The sequence below is a fragment of the Gilliamella sp. Choc4-2 genome (genome assembly GCF_001690355.1).
In the GTDB taxonomy this organism is placed as follows: Bacteria; Pseudomonadota; Gammaproteobacteria; order Enterobacterales; family Orbaceae; genus Gilliamella; species Gilliamella apicola_A.
Map to the genome: position 1 here is coordinate 1 of NZ_LZHG01000007.1, position 3,912 is coordinate 3,912.

Sequence of the window (3,912 nt, forward strand, 5' to 3'; positions counted from 1 at the left end):
GTGATAGCATTCAACACCGAAATAATCACTGAATCATCCGGTAACTTAGGTTTATAATAGTAAGCACAACGGCTTAAGCCAACAATGGCACAACTCATAGTAATAGTAACTGAATGATTTTGTTGTCGTTGCTGTGCCCACGTTTTACGTGCCTTTGTGGGCACTAAAGCTTTTTTATGATTTCTTCCTGAAGCTGGGATTTTAAGCTCAGTTCGGCAAACATCTGCTTAAGCTTACGGTTTTCAGCCTCCAGCTCCTTTAAGCGTTTGATATCCGAAGTTTCCATTCCGCCGTATTTTTCTCGCCATTTATAGAAAGTTGAATTACCCATGCCATATTTACGACAGAGTTCTTTAACCGGAATACCCGCTTCAGCTTCTTTTAAAATAGCGACGATTTGATGTTCAGTCATTTTTTTCATGTTTAAATCCTCTTTACTTTTATCATAGAGAATTTTCTACTTTTTTGCTGTACTATTTTAGGGGATAGTTACAAATGAGATAGGAAAAGCAAAGGATAAACTTCCTAAAGAGAAAATTTACCCTTTGCCTGATTTTATCAAACCCATTATTAATGCTGATTTATAATTTTTTGGATCAAAATTTTAGCTGTATTACTTAAATCCTCATAAGGAGATTCTAAATATCTTTTTAAAATATTCAGAGTTTCATCATTAGATCCCGTTTTATATAAATTCCATAGGCATTTTTTCCAAATGGGAACTATAAAAGTTTCTATATCATTAGTATCATTTTTATCGAAATTATTAATGCCTAATATTCTGATAAAGTATTTTCTATTTTCTGTATTTAACTCTAATGAGTCCAATAATCTTTCTAAAAAATAACTAGGTATCCAATCTTTTATTATTAATTGCTTATAAATCTTATCAAGGTTATTTTTAATATATTCATTATCATTTAAATATTCCTCAATATCTAAATATTCTTCTATTTTATTTAAATCTTGTTTTTCTATAGATATTAGTAGCTTTTCATAAAAATAATTTTTATTTTCTTTTAAGTTAACTGGATATTCATTATAAAATGTGTCTAAATCTATTTTATTAGTTAATAAATTATAGATTAAACTTTCTTCTTTAGATTTCATAATTATTTGCATTCGATATTTACATTGTTAGTACTAACATTTTCAAATGATATAATATTTTAATTCCTTTTCCTTTGCCTAATCCAATATTAATCTGTGCATTTTTTCCAACTTTTTCTTGTTTAAAGAATGCTGAATTTTCATTCCAACCAGATTTTACTTCAGGCATATTGGGATAAGTAGATTTTACAAGTTTAGATTGATCTCTAACGCCTATATCTTCTAACGCTTTAGTAGTCCCATCTTTCATAGTGAATTTATAAGTAACTCCATCATAATTATTAGAAAATGCTTGTGTTGGAGATGTAAATGTTTCTGTAGTTGGAGTTAATTTCTTTGTTTTTTCTAATATTTCTGCATGTTCTTTGGCTATAGTTCTATAAAATATTTCATCCAGTCCAAACGGGTCAACTTCTGAATTAGAATCAAACGTATACGCATAAAAATTCGGATTATTCCCTTCGAACCTTATGGGATCTTGGCTTATATAAGTTCCTGTATTATTGTCGTAATAATTAAAATCTTACTAAACCAACTTTTACAAGTTGACTTTTCTGTTTAGTTTTCAAAAAATAAATCTCGCTTAGATTTATTTTTTGAATCATTTATTTTTTGTTTTTTAATATTAAAATATATCATAGCTTTATTATATATTTCTTCATTACATTTAATAGAAACAATAATATCATATTTTTCATTCTTAATAATAAAAATGTCTTTATTGAAATATAGTTTTGCATCTCTTATATTAATTAGTCCTTTTTTTCCAACTAATTTTAATGAATATTGAAATATAATATTTTCCTCATTTATACTAATAAAACCACACTCTTTAGATTGAGAATAAATATTTAGGTTTAAGGAGTGATCATCTTCTTCATAAGATTTAATATAAAATTTAGGCTTTAAAAATGAAAACATAATTAATAAAATTATTATTAAACAAATTATTACTAAAATTATTTTGGACATTTTATTTTAGATTTTAGTGAATCTATTTTTTTAGCTAAGGAACTTGGTGTAGCCCATTTATACCAAGGCATTTTCATTTCTTTTATTCCTGCAGCTTGTGAAGCACCATAGGCAAAGCTTGCACACTGCCTATTTCTTAAATTATAACCTTTAGTTGATGTATTACCTGCTTCAAAATCTTCAATATATTTTTTCAAATTAGACATTTGTGTTTCATCTATATCATAAGAAATTGAATGTAAATGAGGACTATTTAAATATTGTATATCATTATAACTTAGATCTCCAAGAATATCTAAAACTATAATTTTAGGTATTTCACTATAGTTAAAACCATTTTTAGGCCACTGGCCTATATATGTAGTTGTTCCGTTCTCTGTTACTCCTATAAAAGCATGCCCAACAAAGTCATGAGTATCAGAATATATAGTTAATTTTCCACTACTAAGTCCAAACGGATCCACCCAAACATTACTATCATGCACATACGCATAAAAATTCGGGTTATTACCCGCCAGTTTTATGGGATCTTGGCTAATATATAAGCCGCTTTCAGGATTATAATATCGGAAGCTATAATAAAGCCCCGTTTCCACATCCTCAGAATTTGGAGATAGAATCAACCGTCACTTTTAACGGATAAATACACAGAATTTAGGATAGGGTCTGGGATTTTAACATAATTTATTTTTTAATCACCATTCATCAACATCAATATGTAATTCCTTTATATATTTTATATCTTGAATACATCTTCTAATATTTTCAATATCGAACAACTCATTCTTATCAAAGATTATATTACAATAAATTAAATAGTTAGGGTGTAAAACTTCGTTGTCAGTGATATAAAATCCATCAGGACTGGCATTATAAATACTAAAATGATTGATACTATATTTACTATTAGTTTCAATATAATATAATTCATCATCATTATATTCATCTTTAATTAAATTTATATTTAACTTTTTTTCTAAGTTTTTTACAATATTTTCTAGGTCTAATGAGAAAATACCATATGTTATATAGTAACCTTTCATTTTAACTTTTGCATTTTATTTTATAACTTTTCCCATTTGCTCTAACTGCTGATTCACTATCATAAATTCTAAAGTTTACATCTCTTCCAAAACGATTTGATAAACTATCTGCTAAATCCCCAAACCCTAATTCTTTCATAGCATCAGAATTTAATGGCATTGAATATGGACGTCCTGGTTTTCCTAAATCTAAACTTTGTACTTTTTTTAATAAATCAGAATTAACAATTGCAACATCAAAATCACTTATCCTACCTACATCAAAAGGAATTCCTGTTTTAAAACTACGACCAGTAACAGAACTACCTTGCATGAAAACTTCTGAATTCTTGAAACCTCCCCTAGCTAGGGTAGCTTGAATTTGCGAACCAAATTGATTTAATTGACCATAACTTTTAAATCCTAAAATTGGCGATGTAGATAATCCGAATGAATCAATTTGAACGTTGCTATCACTTACATACGCATAAAAATTCGGGTTATTACCTGCTAACCCTATCGGGTCTTGGCTAATATATAAGCCGGTTTTAGGATTATAATATCGGAAGCGATTATAATAAAGCCCCGTTTCAACATCCTCATACTGCCCCAGTTGTCTGAACGGAATAAACGGCTGATTGTTAAAGGTATCTTCCTGTATTCTGCCATAGATGTCAAACTCCACCTGCCAAACCAGTTCCCCTTTGTCATCATAGGCCTGAGCGGGACGGCCCAAATAGTCCGATACAATCGAGTAGGACTTGCCTTCGCATAGCTTAGCGGTGGGGACTAAACTTCCTTCTTCATA

At 29.1% G+C, this 3,912-nt stretch carries 7 protein-coding genes; all 7 read right to left on the minus strand.

Annotated elements, in window-relative coordinates:
• Positions 1-163: 163 nt before the first annotated feature.
• A complete protein-coding gene (locus tag A9G34_RS01355; protein WP_034909955.1) occupies positions 164-421 on the minus strand; it encodes a transposase in 258 nt (85 codons plus the stop codon).
• Positions 422-570: 149 nt separating this feature from the next.
• Positions 571-1,110 carry a hypothetical protein gene (locus A9G34_RS01360; protein WP_065561339.1) on the minus strand — a complete coding sequence of 180 codons (540 nt, stop codon included), beginning with the start codon at positions 1,108-1,110 and terminating at the stop codon, positions 571-573.
• A 19-nt stretch (positions 1,111-1,129) separates the two neighbouring features.
• The gene (locus A9G34_RS01365; protein ID WP_065568654.1) at positions 1,130-1,360 is read right to left on the minus strand and encodes a hypothetical protein; all 231 of its coding nucleotides are present in this window, start codon (positions 1,358-1,360) and stop codon (positions 1,130-1,132) included.
• A 308-nt stretch (positions 1,361-1,668) separates the two neighbouring features.
• Entirely contained in the window at positions 1,669-2,082 is a 414-nt protein-coding gene (locus A9G34_RS01370) for a hypothetical protein (RefSeq protein ID WP_034947417.1), read from the minus strand.
• Entirely contained in the window at positions 2,070-2,705 is a 636-nt protein-coding gene (locus tag A9G34_RS01375; RefSeq protein WP_081295231.1) for an RHS repeat-associated core domain-containing protein, read from the minus strand. The genes A9G34_RS01370 and A9G34_RS01375 overlap by 13 nt, the downstream gene beginning before the upstream one ends.
• 72 nt (positions 2,706-2,777) lie before the next feature.
• The gene (locus A9G34_RS01380; protein WP_065568656.1) at positions 2,778-3,125 is read right to left on the minus strand and encodes a hypothetical protein; all 348 of its coding nucleotides are present in this window, start codon (positions 3,123-3,125) and stop codon (positions 2,778-2,780) included.
• 1 nt (position 3,126) lies between these two features.
• Positions 3,127-3,912, minus strand: a 786-nt coding sequence (locus tag A9G34_RS01385; protein ID WP_218055648.1) for an RHS repeat domain-containing protein, incomplete at its 5' end; no start/stop codon positions are given.